The following is a 19232-nucleotide window of genomic DNA, read 5'->3' on the forward strand; positions in this document are numbered from 1 at the left end:
TGCAGTTATTAGCTATCTTTACTGACATTTGTGAAAAAACAGCAAAACAAAAAGGGAGCAATTGCTCCCTTCGTGACATCTGTTGGGGTTAACCCATCATCTGTTTTTCTTTGATTTCTGCAAGCGTTTTACAGTCGATACAAAGATCAGCAGTAGGGCGAGCTTCCAAGCGACGAATGCCGATTTCAACACCACAAGACTCACAGAAGCCGAAGTCATCTTCTTTTAGCTTGTCCAGTGTCTTTTCGATCTTCTTAATCAAACGACGTTCACGGTCACGATTGCGAAGTTCTAGGCTAAACTCTTCTTCTTGAGAAGCACGGTCAACAGGGTCTGGAAAGTTTGCCGCTTCGTCCTGCATATGGTGAACAGTGCGATCAACTTCTTCCCTGAGCTGGTTGCGCCAAGCTTGTAAAATTTTCGTAAAATGAGCCACTTGCTCAGGTGACATGTACTCTTCACCGGCTTTTTCTTGGTATGGCTCAACACCTGCAATGGCTAGGATGCCTAGCGTTTTCTTTTTGGATTCTGGCATACAGCATCTCCTACTAACACCTAGTCAACTGCTATCGCAGTCAATTTAAGGCGGGTATCTATAGCAAAAAGAAGTAACTGAGGCAAACACTGTTTTACAAAGTTATCGTCAATGTGGAGGTTTCATCAATTTTTTGACGATTGATGGGAAAATTCGATTGCCGATACCAGTTGTATTTCATTGTCTGAAAGTTCTGCTTTGTAGCACAGTACTTCCACGCCTGCTTCTTGTGCCATTGTTAACAATTGTGAATAGTTCGCGTCTATATGGCGAGCTGGAGAGACTTTTTCAATCCCTGAATGTAAAACCGTGAACAAAAGTATGGCTCTGCTCCCACTTTGGGCCATTTCTGACAGTTCTCTTAAGTGTTTTTGCCCACGAGTGGTGACTGCATCGGGGAAATAGCCTTGTCCTATACGTTGATTCTCTTCTCCAGTCTCGATATTGCGCTCATCTAAAAGAGTCACGCTTTTCACTTCTACATAACAGTTTGGTTTAGATTCGCTACAGAGCAAGATATCAATGCGACTATTTTCAGTACCATACTTAACTTCTGTGCGTAACTGCTCATAACCTTGCAGTTCTGTAATTGTGCCGTTTTGGATTGCTTCAACCGCAAGTTGGTTTGCTCGCGCAGTATTGATGCAAATTCGATGGCCTTGCGCTGTTTCTGTTAGTTCCCAGCTATTAGGATACTTGCGCTTAAGATTGTCGGAGGTTGAATACCAAACTTGGTTTCCCGGTTCAGCACACCCCGTCATCGCACCGGTATTGGCACAATGAATAGTGATTTGCTTTCCATCTTTTAACTCAACATCTGCCAGAAATCGTTTGTAGCGTTTAATTAATGTGGCGCGTTCAAGCGCTGGTATAAATTGCATCGAGATCCCTGTACTGTTTTTATGTACAATGCTTTGGTTGTTAATTTGGGATATTTAAACATAAGGACATTCTCTTGTCACAGCTGCCGATTCTCGCAGTAATACCTGATTTGCTTGCAGGTGTTGAGCATTCTCCCCAACTGATTTTAAAAGCGGCTCCCGGTGCGGGTAAGTCGACCTATTTCCCGCTCGCGTTACTGAAATCGGGTTTAGTTGATGGGAAAATTATTATGCTTGAACCCAGACGATTGGCAACGAGAAACATTGCTCGTTACCTGTCTCAGCAACTGGGTGAATCAGTCGGGAAAACTGTGGGTTATCGGGTGAGAGGAGAAACAAAAGTCAGTAGTGATACCCGCTTGGAAGTGGTGACTGAAGGCATTATGACGCGCATGATTCAAAACGATCCTGAGTTGGATGGCATCGGCGCATTGATCTTTGATGAATTCCACGAGCGGAGCATTCACGCTGATACGGCTTTGGCGCTGAGTTTAGAAGTGCAATCGGTACTTCGTGACGATCTTAAAATCATCGTGATGTCTGCGACATTAGATCAAGCTGCACTGCAACAGTTATTGCCTTTAGCGGAATATGTTGAGTCACAAGGTCGAGGTTATCCGATTGATGTTCGTTATCAGCCCATAGGTGTTAACGAGCCTTTGGTTCCTGCAATGGCAAAACAAATCAGAACCTTAATGTTGAACGAACAAGGTTCTCTACTCGCTTTTTTACCGGGTGCTGCAAGCATCACCGCATTAGCGGATCAGCTCGGTGATCTTCCAAGTGAAGTTGATGTGTGCCCGATTTACGGGCAGATGAGTTTTGCTGAGCAACAAAAGGCGATCTCAGCTGCGCCGCAAGGAAAGCGTAAAGTGGTTCTGGCTACCAATATTGCAGAGACATCACTGACCATTGAAGGCATTCGCATGGTGGTGGATTCTGGTTTGGAACGCGTGGCGCGTTTTGATTTGAAAACCGGAATCACCCGCTTAGAACAGGTTAGGATTGCCCAATCGTCCGCCGAGCAGCGCGCTGGTCGTGCTGGTCGTTTAGAAGCAGGTATTTGCGTCCGTTTATACAGTGAAGCTCAGTTTAATCAGCAGCCGAAAGTTTCAGCGCCGGAAATTCTGCAAAGTGACCTTGCACCGCTGATGCTGGAACTGGCTCAATGGGGTGTCAAAAACGCCAATGAGCTGCAATGGTTAGATTTACCGCCGGCTTCGGCGATGAATCAGGCTTCATCACTGTTGCAATCTTTAGGGCTGATGGATAAGCAAAATCAGTTAACAGCAATGGGTAAAGAGGCGCATCGCTTGGGTGTTGAACCCCGAATTGCAGCCATGTTGCTAAAAGTGGAAAACGAGAATTCCACACTTTTCAATAGCGCAATAGCATTAGCCGCGCTGCTTGAAGAGCCTGAAAGACAGATACTCGATTTGCAACACAGTTTGCATCGCTGGCAACAGGGAAATCATCCTAAATCTAAACAAATGACGCAAAGAGCGAACACCTTAGCCAATAAGCTGGATGTGGTTTTTTCTCTTAGTCAGGTAAAGAGTTCATTGTTGCCTCTGGTTGCCTGTTTAGCTTTTCCAGACCGTATTGCTCAGAAGCGAGGTCAGGGATATGGTCAGTTTTTGCTGGCAAACGGGCATGGTGCTTTTATCGATGAGTCACAACCTCTGGCGGGAAGTGATTATGTGGTCGCCCTTGAGCTTATGCGTTCGCTGGGTTCATCAAACCAAATAAGCCAGTCCAGCCGGATCTTTTGCGCACTGGATCTGGATATAGAAGCGTTGGAATCTCAATTTGGTTTTTTGTTTGCCACCAGTGAACAGGTGGATTGGGATGAAAAAGCCGGGCGGCTTGTCGCCGAAGAACGTTGCTGTTTGGGTGAAGTCGTTATTCGACGTCGATTCTTACCTGAACCTGATAAACAAAAAATGACGCAAGCCTTGCTTAATTATGTCGAGCGTAAAGGTCTTTCGGTTTTAAACTGGAGCGAACAAACCGTACAGTGGTTGGAACGAGTGCGCTGTGGCATTGAATGGCTCAATGATGAAGAGTGGCCTGCGATGGATGACGCGAGCTTATTAAGCGAGCTAAGAGAGTGGTTAGAGCCTTACTTGATTGGCATTACCTCAGTGAAAGCTTTGCAGAAAGTACCTCTTATTGAAGCACTTAATGCTCGGCTGGGGTGGCCGCTCAATCAGCAGATAGATGAATGGTTGCCGGTTGACCATGTATTACCAACCGGAACACATAAGAGAATACGTTATCAATGTGGCAAAGAGCCGGTGTTATCGGTTCGAATGCAGGAAGTATTTGGCGAAAAAACGTCACCCGTTATTGCCAAAGGGCGTCAAGCGATCGTGATGGAACTTCTGTCACCAGCGCAAAGACCATTACAGGTGACGCGCGATCTCGCAGGCTTTTGGGCTGGTGCATATAAAGAAGTGCAAAAAGAGATGAAAGGCCGATACCCGAAACATGTTTGGCCAGACGATCCTGCAAATCACGTTGCAACTACTAAAACAAAACGACAATTGAATTCATGACAAATAAACGCAGTAACCCGAAATCGGAAAGTAAAAGAAAAACAGCGGTTAAACCGTCTTCAAGATCTCGCACTCAGTCAAACAAACCGAACCGCCCTAAGTCTTGGTTAAAGCGGTTGTGGGGGATTGGTTGGAAAGTAGGTGTTTCCGTCATCGCTTTACTGATCTTTGCCGGTATTTATCTCGACAGTGTGATTAAGCACCGCTTCGAAGGGCAGCTATTTGATTTGCCTACGGTTGTTTATGCCAGAATTCTGGAAATTGCACCCGGAGACAACTTAAGTATTAAAGAGCTTCGTAATGAGCTGGATGTACTGAACTACAGAAAAGTCGCTAACCCAAGATATGCAGGCGAGTATTCAGCGTCTTCAACACGTATTGAGATGATTCGTCGTCCGTTTGAGTTTTCTGACGGCCCAGAACCAGATCGCCACGTTATGATCAACTTCGATGAAAATGGTGTACAGCGTATCCAGTCATTGGAGCAAAAGGGCGATCTTGGCTATCTGCGCTTAGAGCCAAAGATGCTTGGAATGCTTGAGAAAAATGTTCAAGAACAACGACTGTTTTTACGTCGCGAGCAGTTCCCAGAAGTAATGATTGATGCACTGTTGATCACCGAAGACCGACACTTCTATCAACACGATGGAGTCTCTCCACTGGCAATTGCGCGCGCTATGGTAGTGAACCTCAAAGCGGGTCGCACAGTACAAGGTGGCAGTACTCTGACTCAGCAGTTAGCCAAAAATATCTTCTTATCCAGTGACAGAACCTTGTGGCGTAAGCTACGTGAAGCGTATATGGCGTTGATCATTGATTACCGTTACAGCAAAGACCGCATTCTTGAAGCGTATCTGAACGAAGTTTATTTAGGTCAGAATGGTAAAGAAGGTGTGCATGGTTTTGGTCTGGCGTCTCGCCTTTATTTTGGTCAGCCGTTACAAGAGCTGCGCATTGATCAACTAGCAATGCTGGTGGGCATGGTCAAAGGACCTTCCTACTACAACCCTATGCGCTATCCAGAAAGAGCAAAAGAGCGTCGAGACTTAGTTCTGCGTCTGATGATGGATCAAGACATCCTAACCGCTAAACAGTATGAGCAAGCGGTGACTCGTCCGTTGGATGTGCAAAAAGTGGCGCGCATTGCGAGCCGTCAGCCAGCTTATTTCCAGCAGCTTTCTATAGAGCTGAATGAAAAACTGGGACGTAATTTTAAATCAGATTCAGGATTGCGTGTTTTCACTTCTCTTGACCCTGTATCGCAAGCCAAACTGGAACAAGCGATCGCCAATAAAGTTCCAGAGTTAGAAAAAACAGCAGGCAAAGATTTGGAAGCCGCAGCGATTGCAGTTGACCGTCATAGTGGTGAAATTCGCGCTATGGTGGGTGGTAAACGAGCGGGCTATGATGGATTTAACCGTGCACTAAATGCGCGAAGACCGATTGGCTCTTTAGTGAAACCAGCGGTTTATCTCACCGCATTGGCTCAGCCTGAAAAATACAACTTAGCGACCACCTTAGTGGATAAACCAATCTCATTAAAAGGCAGTGAAGGCAGCGTTTGGAGTCCAAGAAACTTTGACCGCCAATACCGAGGTGATGTGCCTTTGTATATGGCTTTGGCTAAATCTTTGAACGTGCCAACGGTGCAATTGGGGATGTCTCTGGGTATCGATAAGGTTTCAGATACCTTGCAGCAACTGGGGGTAGATAAAAGTGAAATTCGCCCTGTGCCTTCAATGTTACTTGGTTCATTCTCGCTCTCACCTTATCAGGTGGCACAGATGTATCAGACGTTAACCAACTCTGGCAAAAGAGCACCGATGTCTGCGCTACGTTCGGTATTGGATTTAGAAGGCAATGTTCTATACCAGTCGATTCCTAAAGTGTATCAAGCTGTCGATCAACAAGCGGCTTGGCTCACCACATACGCCATGAAACGTGGGGTGTTAGAAGGAACAGGGCGTTATCTACAAAACCAGTTTGCTTGGGCGGCGCTTGCTGGAAAAACGGGGACCAGTAATGACAGCCGAGATAGCTGGTTCGTGGGCGTTGATGGTCGAGAAGTTACGACAATCTGGCTCGGACGAGATGACAACAAGCCAACCGCTTTAACTGGCTCTAGTGGTGCCCTGCGTGTGTATGCTCAATATCTGCATTATCGGATTCCAGAGAAACTGGTTCTGCCATGGCCGAAGGGCGTGACGACGATGGGCTTTTCGAACAAGAGCAGTGGAGCTCTGGCTCTGGACTGTGGCAACGACTTTAAACTACCGGTTTGGGATCCTAATGGCGACTGGAAAAAGCAGTGTGAGAATCGCCCTGTGGAATGGATAAAAAAACTCTTCCAGTGGTAGAGACCGACGTTTATAGTAATTTGAATTTTAAGGGATTGAGGGCGTAGTGTGACTTATAAGTTACTCTGTTTTATCTGCTTGGCGAATGTGGTGGCTCCGTTTAGCGTTTTCGCTAACGCAGCGGATCCACAAACGAAGTCTATTCAAATAGAGCAGCCCCAACCCAAACGCCCTAAAATTGCATTGGTACTCGCAGGCGGCGGTGCTAAAGGTGCGGCACATATCGGTGTGCTAAAGGCGCTGCAAGAAATGCACATTCCTGTCGATATCGTGACTGGCACTAGCATGGGGGCTTATGTTGGTGGTTTGTATGCCACGGGTATGAGCGCCTCTGAAATAGAAAGCCTGATTTATAGCGTTGACTGGAACAGTGGTTATCGCGATCGCGTAAGTCGTAGTCAACGTCTTGTGCGCGATAAAGAGTACGAAGACCGTTATCAACTGACAACGGATTTAGGTATCCACTGGTGGGAAGTGCGCGCTCCTAAAGGCGTGGTTCAAGGCCAGAATATGTTACGTATTCTGCGTGTGACCACTGGCAACCTATCTCCGTTTGAATCTTTCAATCAGCTTGCCATTCCTTATCGCGCGGTCGCAACGGATATTGTTGAACTTCAACCTGTGGTGCTCGATAAAGGCTATCTGGTTGACGCCATGATGGCGAGCATGTCTGTTCCCGGCGCGTTACCTCCGTATGAAGTTGATGGACATCTGCTGGTGGACGGTGGTGTCACCAATAACATGCCTGTTGATGTTGCCAGAGAAATGGGCGCGGACATTGTCATTGCGGTAGATATCAGTACCGATTACAAAGCTCAGGAAGACTTTACCAACTTCTTAACCATGGCTGATCAACTGTCAAACTATCTTGTTCGCCGCAGTACTCAAGACCAAGCCGATATGTTGACGGATGACGATGTTTTTCTAAAGCCTCAAGTGGGGCAGATGGAGACCACTGAATTCGAGCGTATGCCAGATGCTTTTGAGAAGGGCTATCAGGCAGCAATGGAAAATCATCAGGCGTTATCTCATTTGTCACTGAGCAGTGCGGATTACCAGAAATACATTGATGAAAAAGAAGAGCGCAGGCGTGAACTGAAACATGGTGATGAGGTTGTTGTCGACAAAGTCATTCTTCACAACAATACTCATTACAGCGATCTGTTACTGCAAAACCTTTTGGATCTTGAAGAAGGTAAATCGTTGACGACCGAAGAAATTGAAGCGCGCGTCGAAAATCTTTATGCATTAGATAGATTTGAACTGGTCAGTTACAAATATCAAGAAAATGAGGGTGATGAAGAGTTAGTCATCGATGTGAGAGAAAAATCGTGGGGGCCAAACTATGCCAATTTCCGCTTTTTCTTAGAAGACGACTTTACCACTGATAGCCAATACTCGATTGGTATCTCGACTAACTTTACTGATCTGAACTCTAGTGGTGCAGGTGTATTGATCAATGTGGATGGGGGGACAGATAAGCTCCTCGAAGCAGAATTCTATTCGCCTTTATTCTCAACTCAAAAAGCATTTACCACTTTGTCTGGTCGTTATACAAACGACAAACGAAATGTTCCGGTGAGTGGATTTGATAATACCGATCTAGAAGCAAGCAAAAATTATGTACCTATCTCTTATCAGGAATGGGTAGCAGAAGCTGCGGTTGGCTATCAGACTGCATTGTGGAATGAAGCCAAAATTGGTATTCGTTACACAGATGGCAGTGCGGAACTCTCAAATTTACCTGATATCGGTGATGTCTCTTTTAAACGCCAAGGTCTATTTACCAGTTATCGGGTCGACACCTTAGACAGTTTCAGTTTGCCGACTCAAGGTATCTATTTTGACTTGGAATTTCTCATTTCTCATGATGATTCCTATTCCAATTCGTCTGTAGTGGAAGACGATGGCGAAGATACTGTGTATGAAATGTCGTCTAAATTCGTCGCGGCAGAGAGCTATAAACGCCATACTTTGGTCGGAAATGCAGAATACGGAATTGTAAAAAGTAAGAACTCTTCCACACCGATTGATCCTAAAACCATCGGTGGATTTTTGAATTTGTCAGGTATACCGCGTAATAGTCTGATTGGACAAAATAAAGCGTTTACTAGCCTGATTTATCGTTATCGCTGGTTTGACAACGATTTCGGACTCTTCACGTCACCGGTATATCTTGGGGCGTCGATTGAGTACGGAGGCGTTTGGTCTGACCCCGATTTACGTCTACATACGGCTCCTTTGTATGGTGCGGCGTCTGTGTTTGCAGGTGTTGATTCACCAATAGGACCAATTATGTTCGGTTATGGACGTACAGAGAATAATTTCGATTCTTTATATTTGATTCTGGGAACAACATTTAAGTAATGCTGAGATAAAGTTTCGTAGTGAGAATCGTCAAACTTTAGTCTTAAGTTGCTATGTTGGTCAAAATGATGAGATTTTAATTTATCGTTAAATTTGCTATTCTGTCGCCCACAGTTTGGCCTCTAGGGCGCTGTTTCTCAGTCAAATTTGAATGAAAACAAGGGCAACGGAGAGCCAAGTTTCCAAGGATGTTCACTTACATTTTTATAATTATTAGGTGAACCGCAATGAGAGGAAAAAAGTCGTGCTTGAAGCCTACCGTAAACACGTCGAAGAGCGTGCCGCTGAAGGAGTTGTACCTAAACCCCTAGATGCAGAGCAAGTTGCTGGACTTGTTGAACTGTTAAAGAATCCCCTTCAAGGTGAAGAAGAATTCATCCTTGATCTGCTTGAAAACCGTATTCCACCAGGCGTTGATGAAGCTGCTTATGTTAAAGCAGGTTTCCTAACGGCTATCGTGAAAGGGGATGTAACCTCTCCTCTAGTCAGTCGTGCAAAAGCTGCAAAACTACTAGGCACAATGCAAGGTGGCTACAACATCGAGCCACTGGTTTCACTTCTTGATGACGCTGAACTAGCGCCTATTGCTGCTGAAGCTCTATCTCATACTCTGCTTATGTTTGATGCTTTCTATGATGTAGAAGAGAAAGCAAAAGCAGGTAATGAATTCGCAAAACAAGTCCTTCAATCTTGGGCTGACGCAGAATGGTTCCTATCTAAACCTGCGCTACAAGAAAAAATCACTCTGACTGTATTTAAAGTGACAGGTGAGACAAACACGGATGATTTGTCACCAGCTCCAGATGCATGGTCTCGTCCTGATATCCCTGTACACGCTCTAGCGATGCTGAAAAACGAACGTGACGGCATTAATCCTGATCAACCAGGCAGTATTGGTCCAATTAAGCAAATCGAAGCGCTTAAAGAGAAAGGTCATCAGCTAGTGTATGTTGGTGATGTTGTAGGTACGGGTTCATCTCGTAAATCAGCGACTAACTCTGTGCTTTGGTTCATGGGTGACGACATTCCATTCGTTCCAAACAAACGCGCTGGCGGTTATGTTCTGGGTGGCAAGATTGCTCCAATCTTCTTTAACACTATGGAAGATGCAGGCGCGTTACCAATCGAAGTTGATGTATCGAAAATGAACATGGGTGACGTAATTGACGTTTATCCATTCGAAGGCAAAGTATGCAACCATGAAACCGGTGAAGTACTGGCTACCTTCAAACTAAAAACTGACGTACTGATTGATGAAGTGCGTGCTGGCGGTCGTATCCCATTGATCGTTGGTCGTGGTTTAACAGATAAAGCTCGTCAATCTCTAGGTTTGAGTGCATCTGATGTGTTCCGTCGTCCAGTTCCTGTTGCTGACAGCGGTAAAGGATTTACGTTAGCTCAAAAAATGGTCGGTAAAGCGTGTGGCGTAGAAGGTATCCGCCCAGGAACTTACTGTGAGCCGAAAATGACAACGGTTGGTTCTCAAGATACTACGGGCCCTATGACTCGTGACGAGTTGAAAGACCTTGCGTGTCTAGGCTTCTCTGCTGACTTAGTGATGCAGTCATTCTGTCACACTTCAGCGTATCCAAAACCTGTCGATGTTAATACTCACCACACACTGCCTGATTTCATCATGAACCGTGGTGGTGTATCGCTACGTCCGGGTGATGGCGTTATCCACTCATGGCTAAACCGTATGTTGCTTCCAGATACCGTTGGTACGGGTGGTGACTCACATACTCGTTTCCCATTAGGTATTTCTTTCCCTGCGGGTTCTGGTCTGGTTGCGTTTGCAGCAGCCACGGGTGTTATGCCTCTTGATATGCCTGAATCTATCTTGGTTCGTTTCAAAGGCGAAATGCAGCCGGGTATCACACTACGTGACTTAGTACATGCGATCCCTTACTACGGTATCAAGCAAGGTCTACTGACTGTAGAGAAAGCAGGTAAGATCAATGAATTCTCTGGTCGCGTACTAGAAATCGAAGGTGTTGAGCACCTAACGGTTGAGCAGGCATTCGAACTTTCAGATGCTTCTGCAGAACGTTCTGCAGCAGGTTGTACAGTGAAACTGTCTCAAGCTTCAATCGAAGAATATCTAAACTCAAACATCACTATGCTTAAGTGGATGATCGCTGAAGGTTACGGTGATGTTCGTACCATTGAACGTCGTATTAAAGCGATGCAAGAGTGGGTAGCGAACCCAGAGCTAATGAGTGCAGATAAAGATGCTGAGTACGCTCACGTAATCGAAATCGATCTTGCTGACATCAAAGAACCAATCCTTTGTGCGCCAAACGATCCTGATGATGCTCGTCTTCTATCTGACGTTCAAGGCACTCAAATTGATGAAGTGTTCATTGGTTCATGTATGACAAACATTGGTCACTTCCGTGCGGCAGGTAAACTGCTAGAGAAGTTCAATGGTCAGCTAGAAACGCGTCTATGGGTTGCTCCGCCAACTAAGATGGACCGCGATCAACTAACTGAAGAAGGTTACTACGGTATCTTTGGTCGTGCTGGGGTTCGTATTGAAACTCCGGGATGTTCACTATGTATGGGTAACCAAGCTCGCGTAGCGGACAAATCAACGGTGATGTCTACGTCAACACGTAACTTCCCGAACCGTCTGGGTACTGGTGCAAACGTATATCTATCTTCAGCAGAACTTGCGGCTGTTGGTGCAATTATAGGTCGTATTCCGACTAAAGAAGAGTACCTACAATATGCAGAGCAAATTAACGCAACTGCTGCGGATACATACCGTTACCTAAACTTCCACCGCATGGCGGAATATACCAAGAAAGCTGACACTGTGATTTTCCAAGAGCCAGCATAAGCTGAGTTAGTGAAGCTTTAATAGTTAAAAACCGCTGATGAAAATCAGCGGTTTTTTATTATCAGTTCAAAGCAGATGGTAGTGATAAAGTTGGTCACCTATCGATGTGTAAAAAAAGCCACTTGAATAAGTGGCTTTTTAGCTGTTGGAGAAATCTTACTATTGTTAAGCGAGCTTGATCAACCTAGCTATGTTGCTTGACGTTTGCAGCAGGTTAAGTTCAGCCTCCTGTAATGCAGTATCAAGATCAACAGAGCGGTTAACAATCGCGAAGACTGCGTCCAAACCATGATCATGAACCACACCATAGTCAGGTGTAAAACATCCTGCAATCGCGATGACTTTTCTACCATAACGTTTGGCTGTACGTGCAACACCAATAGGTGTTTTCCCATGTATGGTCTGACTATCGATGCGCCCTTCACCTGTGATCACTAGATCGGCATCTTGTACCAAGCTATCAAGCTTTATCGCTTCAATAACGATATCAACGCCCGGTTGTAGCTCCGCGTTCAACACTCCAACTAAAGTGGCGCCCATTCCACCGGCAGCTCCGCCACCAGAAAGATGCAAAATATCTTTATTAAGATCTTTTTTAACCACGTCAGCAAAGTGCTTTAAAGCCTGATCAAGAGTTTTCACCATCTCTGACGTAGCTCCTTTTTGCGGGCCGAATACGGCAGAAGCACCATGATCACCACATAGTGGATTATCCACATCGCAAGCAACCAGTAATTCAACTTGTTGAAGACGAGTATCCAAGGTTGAAAGGTCAATAGTGGCAAGCTTGTTTAGCGAAGAACCACCAGCTGGCAAAGCTAAACCCTGCGCATCCAAACACTTAACTCCTAAAGCTTGTAACATGCCTAGACCAGCATCGTTAGTGGCGCTGCCACCGAGCCCAACAATGATGCGTTTTACGTTGTGATTCAAAGCAGCCAGAATCAACTCACCTGTACCGTATGAGGTTGTGAACAGTGGATTTCGGCTTGCTTGAGGAACCAAATGTAAACCGGAAGCCGCAGCCATTTCGATGACGGCAGTATCACCGTCACCCAATAGTCCATAAAAACCTTCAACAGGTTGCCCCAGTGGATCGGTTACTTGGCAAGCGATAATGCGGCCACCCGTTGCATCCACCAAGGATTGCACCGTGCCTTCGCCACCGTCTGCCATCGGTACTTTGACGTAGTCTGCGTGAGGAAAGACTTGTTTAAATCCTTGTTCAATAACAGTCGCCACTTCCATTGCGGACAAACTTTCTTTAAAAGAATCAGGTGCAATAACTATCTTCATGAACTCTCTCTTACAGTAAAATCAGGCTTAATAGGTAAACCAGTGCCATGGCTGTAACACCTTGAATCAATGTTGCTGCAGATGTAGTGCCTTGGTTTCTCCTGAACCAATGATTCTTCCTTGTTCATCCATAACATTGACGGAATAAGGAATGATTTTCATGGTGCGTTCAACGATTTGGCGAGCGATAGTTTCGTTTAGTTTCATGCTGAGAATGGCGTTAGAATGCGAATTTGCCGATAATAGTACCTGATCTCGCTATTAATAGAGAAACCCATGGAATTTGAATTTACGAAAAACACCTTAATGGGTGAGTATTACGTTAGCTGCAACATGGAGCACCAGATAGTAGCTCGTTGGCTGCAGGAAGAGATTGGTAAAGATCGCACAAAGATTGAGCAAGTGTTTTCGTTACTCGACCAAGTGCACCAAAGTCCAGCAAAAGAGTGGAAATTGGCAGGAAAAGAGATCTCACTTTCGGTGTTGGGGAGTGAAGTGACTGTGCAAGATAACGCGCTTGGTTACAGCCATGATATTGAGTTTGAAAGCGAATTTGAGCTTTACGATAGTGAAAGCACCGCAGAATGTGGTTTGGAAGATTTTGAATCAATGATGAGACAGTGGAGTGAGTTCATTCAAAACTATTAATGACTGACTTTTATCGTATGCACTTAAGTGGTGAAGAATGGCTTAAGCGCATTATTTTTGGGAAAGGGTTGCACAATATTTGTGCAGCCCTTTCTTTTTTTTGGACTGATATCACTCTAATTCTATATATATCAATAAGTTGAAAAGTTGGCACGTACCTTGGATTACTAGAATGGGATTAAGAGTTAATGGACTACAGCTTCAGAGAGGACGCGATGAAACTCATAAACGCAATCATCAAACCATTCAAACTTGACGATGTACGCGAAGCTTTGGCTGATGTTGGCATCGAAGGGATGACAGTATCAGAAGTAAAAGGCTTCGGTCGTCAGAAAGGTCACACAGAGCTTTACCGTGGTGCGGAATACCAAGTGGATTTCCTACCTAAGGTAAAAATCGAAATCGCTACACAAGCAGACAACGTAGATCGTGTTGTTGAAGCAATCATCAAAGCTGCTCATACAGGCAAAATTGGTGACGGAAAAATATTTGTTTATGACTTAAGTCAAGCTGTTCGTATTCGCACTGGCGAAATGGACGTAGAAGCACTTTAAGAATCAGGGATTGGAGACAACTATTATGGAACTGTCAGTAACTGTAGCGGAGTTACGCTACGCACTGGATACTTTCTTCTTCTTAATTTCAGGCGCACTAGTAATGTGGATGGCTGCAGGTTTTGCAATGCTGGAAGCGGGTCTGGTTCGTTCAAAAAACACCACTGAAATTCTGACCAAAAACTTTGTGCTTTATGCTATCGCGTGCACTATGTACTTAATCGTTGGTTACAACATCATGTACGTAGATAACGCTGAAGCGGGTTGGTTACCATCATTCGGTACACTAATCGGTTCTCAAGCTGAAGGCGCTGACCACTCTCTAGAGTCAGATTTCTTCTTCCAAGTAGTATTCGTAGCAACTTCAATGTCTGTAGTATCAGGTGCTGTTGCTGAACGTATGAAGTTATGGGCATTCCTAATTTTCTCTATCGTTCTAACAGCATTTATCTACCCAATGGAAGGTTACTGGACTTGGGGCGGTGGCTTCCTATCTGAAGCTGGTTTTAGTGACTTTGCAGGTTCAGGTATCGTACACATGGCAGGTGCAGCAGCAGCTCTAGCTGGCGTTATCCTACTAGGTGCTCGTAAAGGTAAATACGGTAAGAATGGTGAAGTTTACCCAATTCCAGGTTCAAACATGCCACTTGCGACTCTAGGTACACTTATCCTGTGGTTCGGTTGGTTTGGTTTCAACGGCGGTTCTCAGTTGATGGTTTCTGATTTCGAGAACGCAACAGCGGTTGGTAAAATCTTCCTAAACACTAACGCAGCAGCAGCAGCGGGTGCAATTGCAGCACTACTAGTGTGTAAAACAACGTGGGGCAAAGCTGACCTAACAATGGTTCTCAACGGTGCGTTAGCTGGTCTAGTTGCCATCACTGCTGATCCACTGTCACCATCACCACTATACTCTGTGGCAATCGGTGTGGTTGCTGGCGCAATCGTAGTGTTCAGTATCATTGCTCTAGATAAACTGAAAATCGATGATCCAGTGGGTGCTATCTCTGTGCACGGTGTGTGTGGTTTCTTCGGCCTAATGGTTGTTCCACTAAGCAACTCAGATGCATCATTTGGTTCTCAGCTTCTAGGTGCAGTCGTTATCTTCGGTTGGGTGTTCGTAGCAAGCCTAGTGGTTTGGAGTATCCTAAAAGCAACAATGGGTATCCGAGTTTCTGAAGAAGAAGAACTAGAAGGCATGGATATGCATGACTGTGGTGTTGAAGCTTACCCAGAGTTCTCAGTCATTAAATAATTAATATTTAGAACTTCGTCGAAAAAAACCTGCTCATGTGGCAGGTTTTTTTATTTTTTACGATTGTTTTCGGCAAAAATGGTCAATATAATTTATGTAAATAAAAAACGTTATCATTATCACTACATATTAGGTTTGAACGATGAAAAAGATGCTTACCCTTTCTGCACTAGCATTAAGCACTTTAGCCCCTTCTGTAATGGCAGCTGAGGAAGTGAATGTTTACTCTTACCGCCAGCCTTTCCTTATTGAACCAATGTTTAATGAGTTCACCAAAGAGACCGGTATTAAGGTAAACGTGAAGTTTGCAAAAGAAGGTATTGCTGAGAAGTTGGCGCAAGAAGGTGAATACAGTCCTGCTGATATCGTACTGACTTCTGAATTTAGCCGTCTATTTGAACTGTCAGATAAGAAGTTAACTCAGCCAGTTAACAGTTCAGTGATTGATGAAAATATTCCTGCTCAATACCGTGATAGTAACGAAGAGTGGTTTGCGTTAACTATCCGTACTCGTAGTGTTTACTCGTCACGTGATCGCGTTGGCAAATTGGGTGACGACTTTAACTACCTTGATTTAGCAAAGCCTGAGTATAAAGGTAAAATCTGTACTCGCAGCGGTAAGCATCCATACAACATTGCTTTGGTTGCATCTATGATTGCTAACTACGGCGAAGCTGAAACTAAAACTTGGTTGGAAGGTTTGAAAGCGAACCTTGCTCGTAAACCTCAAGGTAATGACCGTGATCAAGTTCGTGCAATTAAAGAAGGCCTATGCGATCTTTCTTTAGGCAACAGCTACTACTTGGGTAAAATGCTGGAAGATAAAGAACAAAAAGCTTGGGCTGAATCGGTATACATCAACTTCCCAGGGCAGAATGCACAAGGTACACACGTAAACGTGAGTGGTATGGCTATGGCTAAATACGCTCCAAACCGTGACAATGCTGTGAAATTGATGGAATTCCTAACGGGTGAAACAGCTCAGCATATGTATGCTGAAGTGAACTTCGAATACCCTGTGAAGCCAGGCGTAAAACGTTCTGAACTTGTAGCATCTTGGGGTGAATTTAAGTCTGATTCTCTACCTTTAGAAGAAATTGCTGACAATCATACGGTAGCTATCAAGCTGCTGGATGAAGTAAAATTCGATCTTTAGTTTGTTAGGGGGAATATTTCCCCCTTCTTTTAAAAGCGATATGAGATGTCTTTGTTCCTTTTTATGCGTCTCAAATTGTCTTGTTGTAAATAGGCAATGAAAGAAAAACATCTTATATGGAAAACCAGTAGTGTTGTTCTGGCAGCACTACTGGTTTTGCCGATCTTAGCTATATTTTTTACCGCTGTTGGTCACACCGATGACGTCTTTGCTCATCTTATGACAACAGTGATGCCTACGTATGCGCAAAATACCATTGTTCTTGTCGTCAGCGTGATGGCTTTATCTCTGCTATTTGGGATACCCAGTGCATGGATTATGGCGATGTGTAGGCTTCCTGGAGAAAAAGTTCTTCAATGGGCTTTAGTGCTCCCTTTAGCGATTCCCGGCTATATCGTTGGTTATATTTTTACTGGCTGGTTTGACTATGCTGGCCCTGTACAAGTATGGTTAAGAGAATTAACCGGTTGGCAAGCTGGAGAGTATTGGTTTCCTGATATCCGCAGTTTAACCGGAGCCAGCGTTGTGCTGGCTTTAGTGCTTTACCCTTACGTTTATTTATTGTGCCGAGCAACGTTTATGGAACAAAACGTTTCTCTACTACAGTCGGCGCGACTGCTCAAATGCACGCCATGGGAAAGCTTTAGACGCATATCTCTGCCTCTAGCTCGCCCTTCTATTGCAGTCGCGTTATCGCTGGTGGCAATGGAGACCATTGGTGATTTCGGTACGGTAAATTACTTTGCTATCAGTACACTGACCACTGCGGTGTATGACACTTGGTTAAACTACTCCAACCTTAATGCAGCCGCTAAAATTTCAGCCATTATGTTGGTGATAGTGTTGCTATTACTTAGCGCTGAACGTTATAGCCGACGCAAGCAGAAGCTCTACCAAACCCAGTTTAATAGCCATGAAGATTTCCGTTATTCTTTGAGCGGATGGAAAAAATGGCTTGCTCTGTTCTGGTGCTGGGGATTAGTTGCAACAGCTTTCATTTTTCCTCTAATGCAGCTGATCAGTTACGCTTATACCTACTTTGAGCAAAGCTGGACTGAAGAATTTCGCCAATATGCGTTTAACAGTTTGAAAGTGTCGCTAACGGCGGCGATTGTGGCTGTTGCCGTTGCTTTGGTTCTTAATTTCTATACTCGCCTAAAACAGAATCGAGTCAGTGTTGCTTTGATGCGTTTATCTTCTATGGGATATGCGGTTCCGGGAACGGTACTCGCTATCGGCGTAATGGTTCCGGTATTAACGCTAGACCACACAGTCAACGATATCGCTAAAGCGATGCAGTGGGGCAGACCGGGGCTGATATTCTCTGGCACTATGTTTGCGATTATTTTCGCCATGCTGGTGCGTTTCTCTGCGGTTGCGATTGGCAGCATTGAAAGCAGTCTAAACAAAGTCTCCCCATCGCTGGATATGGCTGCCCGTACAATGGGATGTCAAGCAAACAGCATGTTGTGGCGTGTGCATTTTCCACTGGTGCGCCGCGGTGCTCTGATTGCTGGTTTGTTGGTATTTATCGAGTCGATGAAAGAACTCAATGCTTCACTGCTACTACGCCCATTTAACTTTGAAACACTGGCTACCTATGTTTATAACTATGCTTCTGATGAGCATTTAGAACTTGCCGCATTGCCAGCCGTATTATTGGTTTTGGTTGGTTTAATCCCGCTTGTAATTGTTAACCGTTCTCTGGAGCAAAATCACTGATGAGCTGTGCACTTTCCATCCAAGACCTCACTTGTCAGTACGACACTCAAACGGTACTGGAGTCTCTATCGCTTGAAGTCGATAAAGGTGAGATTGTTTGCCTACTTGGGGCGAGTGGTTGTGGCAAAACAACCCTGCTTAAAGCAATTGCTGGACTACTGCCTTTAACTTCAGGGTACATGAGCTTGAATTGCGTCACTATTGATGACGGAGCAAACTGGCTTGCGCCGGAAAAACGCAATATCGGTATGATTTTCCAAGATTACGCGCTATTTCCACATCTAACCGTTGAAGAGAATGTTGGCTTTGGGTTGCGAACTTTATCTGCGGCTGAACGTAACAGCAAAGTTCAGGAAATGTTGGAACTGGTTCATCTTAGCTCATTTGGTGATCGTTACCCTCATCAGCTTTCTGGTGGACAACAGCAACGCGTTGCCATTGCGCGTTCGTTGGCTTACAAGCCGGATCTTCTTTTACTTGATGAACCGTTTTCCAATATCGATACTCAAGTACGACACGATTTGATCGCAGAGATTCGTAAAATCTTCAAAAAGCAGGGCGTGACAGCGATTTTCGTCACTCACTCTAGAGAGGAAGCTTTTGCCTTTGCCGATAAAATGGCCGTGATGAATCATGGTGTTATTGAACAATTTGGTACCGCCTCAGAACTCTACTATCAGCCCTCAAGCAAGTTTGTTGCGGATTTTCTTGGTGGTGGTAGCTATCTGCCAGCGACTCGAAATACACAAGGTCTGTTTGATACGGCTCTTGGAACTTTGGAAGCGCAAGTTCAGACTGAAATTGAGGTTGGCGGCGGCTGTGAACTATTGCTACGTCCTCAACAAGTATTGATTCGGTCTTCAGATAAAGGTGAAGTAACGGTTCTAGAGCAGCAATTTATGGGTGACCACTGTCGTTACGTGATTGATGTGCACGGTACTAAACTTCTAGCGACTTCAGTTCAGGCTATTTCGGTAGGGCAGACAGTAATAGTGGAGATTGATGAGCAGGGTATTCTCGCTTTCTGATCCTCTTCGTATTTGACGTTGTAGTGTTGTTGA

Annotated in this window: 13 protein-coding genes and 1 pseudogene; 10 read left to right on the plus strand and 4 right to left on the minus strand. The window is 44.8% G+C overall.

What is annotated here, in order from left to right:
* Nucleotides 1-88 precede the first annotated feature (88 nt).
* Nucleotides 89-535 carry an RNA polymerase-binding protein DksA gene (gene dksA, locus ACRQQK_RS15990; protein WP_042484487.1) on the minus strand — a complete coding sequence of 149 codons (447 nt, stop codon included), beginning with the start codon at nt 533-535 and terminating at the stop codon, nt 89-91.
* A gap of 125 nt (nt 536-660) precedes the next feature.
* On the minus strand, nt 661-1416 hold the full coding sequence (sfsA, locus tag ACRQQK_RS15995) for a DNA/RNA nuclease SfsA (protein ID WP_457513005.1): 756 nt from the start codon (nt 1414-1416) through the stop codon (nt 661-663).
* A 74-nt stretch (nt 1417-1490) separates the two neighbouring features.
* Here sfsA and hrpB point away from each other — a divergent pair, with 74 nt between their 5' ends.
* The 4 genes from hrpB (at nt 1491) to acnB (ending at nt 11540) form a co-directional block, all read left to right on the plus strand.
* The gene (gene hrpB / locus ACRQQK_RS16000) at nt 1491-3974 is read left to right on the plus strand and encodes an ATP-dependent helicase HrpB (RefSeq protein ID WP_457513007.1); all 2484 of its coding nucleotides are present in this window, start codon (nt 1491-1493) and stop codon (nt 3972-3974) included.
* Complete coding sequence (gene mrcB / locus ACRQQK_RS16005) at nt 3971-6331, plus strand: penicillin-binding protein 1B (protein ID WP_457513009.1); 2361 nt, start codon at nt 3971-3973, stop codon at nt 6329-6331. The genes hrpB and mrcB overlap by 4 nt, the downstream gene beginning before the upstream one ends.
* Nucleotides 6332-6472: 141 nt before the next feature.
* Nucleotides 6473-8698, plus strand: a complete 2226-nt coding sequence (locus tag ACRQQK_RS16010; protein WP_457513212.1) for a patatin-like phospholipase family protein — start codon at nt 6473-6475, stop codon at nt 8696-8698.
* Between the two features lie 244 nt (nt 8699-8942).
* The gene (gene acnB, locus ACRQQK_RS16015) at nt 8943-11540 is read left to right on the plus strand and encodes a bifunctional aconitate hydratase 2/2-methylisocitrate dehydratase (protein ID WP_457513011.1); all 2598 of its coding nucleotides are present in this window, start codon (nt 8943-8945) and stop codon (nt 11538-11540) included.
* A gap of 165 nt (nt 11541-11705) precedes the next feature.
* Here the strand turns inward: acnB and ACRQQK_RS16020 are convergent, their stop codons facing one another.
* Nucleotides 11706-12836, minus strand: coding sequence for a glycerate kinase (locus tag ACRQQK_RS16020; protein ID WP_457513013.1), 1131 nt, complete (start codon nt 12834-12836; stop codon nt 11706-11708).
* Nucleotides 12837-12905: 69 nt separating this feature from the next.
* Nucleotides 12906-13043, minus strand: a pseudogene (locus ACRQQK_RS16025) (sugar diacid recognition domain-containing protein); the annotation flags it as partial.
* Between the two features lie 69 nt (nt 13044-13112).
* Here ACRQQK_RS16025 and ACRQQK_RS16030 point away from each other — a divergent pair.
* The 6 genes from ACRQQK_RS16030 (at nt 13113) to ACRQQK_RS16055 (ending at nt 19199) form a co-directional block, all read left to right on the plus strand.
* Nucleotides 13113-13484 (plus strand): YacL family protein, encoded by a 372-nt coding sequence (locus tag ACRQQK_RS16030; RefSeq protein ID WP_188234374.1) that lies wholly within the window; start codon nt 13113-13115, stop codon nt 13482-13484.
* A gap of 215 nt (nt 13485-13699) precedes the next feature.
* Nucleotides 13700-14038, plus strand: a complete 339-nt coding sequence (locus ACRQQK_RS16035) for a P-II family nitrogen regulator (RefSeq protein WP_102954171.1) — start codon at nt 13700-13702, stop codon at nt 14036-14038.
* A gap of 25 nt (nt 14039-14063) precedes the next feature.
* Nucleotides 14064-15293, plus strand: coding sequence for an ammonium transporter (locus ACRQQK_RS16040; protein WP_457513015.1), 1230 nt, complete (start codon nt 14064-14066; stop codon nt 15291-15293).
* A 142-nt stretch (nt 15294-15435) separates the two neighbouring features.
* On the plus strand, nt 15436-16449 hold the full coding sequence (locus ACRQQK_RS16045; protein ID WP_457513017.1) for a Fe(3+) ABC transporter substrate-binding protein: 1014 nt from the start codon (nt 15436-15438) through the stop codon (nt 16447-16449).
* Nucleotides 16450-16545: 96 nt separating this feature from the next.
* Nucleotides 16546-18171 (plus strand): ABC transporter permease, encoded by a 1626-nt coding sequence (locus ACRQQK_RS16050; protein WP_457513019.1) that lies wholly within the window; start codon nt 16546-16548, stop codon nt 18169-18171.
* Nucleotides 18171-19199 (plus strand): ABC transporter ATP-binding protein, encoded by a 1029-nt coding sequence (locus tag ACRQQK_RS16055; RefSeq protein ID WP_457513021.1) that lies wholly within the window; start codon nt 18171-18173, stop codon nt 19197-19199. Before ACRQQK_RS16050 ends, ACRQQK_RS16055 begins: the two co-directional genes overlap by 1 nt.
* The last annotated feature ends 33 nt before the right edge of the window (nt 19200-19232 follow it).

This window comes from Vibrio sp. C8, from assembly GCF_054051265.1.

Excerpts from the sequence above, each read along its gene's own strand:
- dksA (WP_042484487.1), bottom strand. The coding sequence starts at position 535 with ATGCCAGAATCCAAAAAGAAAACGCTAGGCATCCTAGCCATTGCAGGT.
- sfsA (WP_457513005.1), bottom strand. The coding sequence starts at position 1,416 with ATGCAATTTATACCAGCGCTTGAACGCGCCACATTAATTAAACGCTAC.
- mrcB (WP_457513009.1), top strand. The coding sequence starts at position 3,971 with ATGACAAATAAACGCAGTAACCCGAAATCGGAAAGTAAAAGAAAAACA.
- ACRQQK_RS16020 (WP_457513013.1), bottom strand. The coding sequence starts at position 12,836 with ATGAAGATAGTTATTGCACCTGATTCTTTTAAAGAAAGTTTGTCCGCA.
- ACRQQK_RS16030 (WP_188234374.1), top strand. The coding sequence starts at position 13,113 with ATGGAATTTGAATTTACGAAAAACACCTTAATGGGTGAGTATTACGTT.
- ACRQQK_RS16035 (WP_102954171.1), top strand. The coding sequence starts at position 13,700 with ATGAAACTCATAAACGCAATCATCAAACCATTCAAACTTGACGATGTA.
- ACRQQK_RS16040 (WP_457513015.1), top strand. The coding sequence starts at position 14,064 with ATGGAACTGTCAGTAACTGTAGCGGAGTTACGCTACGCACTGGATACT.
- ACRQQK_RS16045 (WP_457513017.1), top strand. The coding sequence starts at position 15,436 with ATGAAAAAGATGCTTACCCTTTCTGCACTAGCATTAAGCACTTTAGCC.
- ACRQQK_RS16050 (WP_457513019.1), top strand. The coding sequence starts at position 16,546 with ATGAAAGAAAAACATCTTATATGGAAAACCAGTAGTGTTGTTCTGGCA.
- ACRQQK_RS16055 (WP_457513021.1), top strand. The coding sequence starts at position 18,171 with ATGAGCTGTGCACTTTCCATCCAAGACCTCACTTGTCAGTACGACACT.